The sequence below is a fragment of the Campylobacter sp. BCW_6468 genome, from assembly GCF_001762865.1.
Taxonomy (GTDB): Bacteria; Campylobacterota; Campylobacteria; order Campylobacterales; family Campylobacteraceae; genus Campylobacter_D; species Campylobacter_D jejuni.
The window spans coordinates 1-904 of record NZ_MJXQ01000018.1 but is presented as its reverse complement, the minus strand read 5'-3'; the positions used below and the strand labels follow the sequence as shown (position 1 = coordinate 904).

Sequence of the window (904 nt, the reverse complement as noted above, 5' to 3'; positions counted from 1 at the left end):
GGCTGATGTTTTAAAAGTTTAAATCTATTTACAAAATCAATAGTTCTTTTACTCAGTGCATCATTTAACCCTACCCTACTAATATCATTATCCAATGTTATTTCTTTACTATCAAAACAAGTATTTATAAGAGAAATACAATATTTAGGTTCTATTTTAACTATTTTATTTTGTTCAAAACGAGCTTGTATAGCTCTTGCATAGGTAGAATTTTGATTATTATGTTTATCACCTAGTTTTTGGGTATCACCATTTTCATGTTTTTTGTCATTTTCTTTTTTTACATAATCAATCCAATGTAGCATCGCATAACTTGCATCAGCTACATTAGCATAGTCTAAGAATTTAGTGATTAAGTCTAATTTAGCTTCTTGTGTTTTAATGTTTTTACTCATTTGTTATTCCAAAAATCTAAATCTCAAATTATCTTTCTAATTTTTTATCTAACATCTTCACAATCTAATATTTCCTCATATTCAAAATGAAACCCAGCACCCTCATCGCCTCTTAAAAATATATTATAATTATAATACAAATATCGTTTAAATTCTTGATACTTAATGTTATTTTTATCATCAATATACCAAGCTTCTATTTCTTTTTCTTTTACTTTTCCTATTCCAAGTTTAATTTCGCGTGATTTAGTTTCTATTTCTTTCCAATTTGAAGGTTGAATTTCCAAATTCAATTTTTCATTATAAAAATATTTTATACCATTATTTTTAATTCTAATATTAGAATTATTCATCATAGCTTGAATAAATTGTTTTTTTAAATCCAAATAATCTTTATTAAACACTATCATTTTATTACTATTATCTTTACACAACTTCTTAAACTCATAATACTGCGGATCCATATATTTATAAGAACATCCTCCTACTAAGAATAATAAAAGATATAC

General features: G+C 24.3%; 2 protein-coding genes. Both read right to left on the bottom strand.

Annotated features, from left to right (window positions below; all coding sequences use genetic code 11):
* Positions 1–395: methyltransferase (locus AJ889_RS01010; RefSeq protein ID WP_070293208.1), on the bottom strand; the 395-nt coding region annotated here is incomplete at its 3' end.
* Between the two features lie 44 nt (positions 396–439).
* Positions 440–904 (bottom strand): hypothetical protein (locus AJ889_RS01005; protein ID WP_070293207.1); only part of this gene is annotated, 465 nt, incomplete at its 5' end.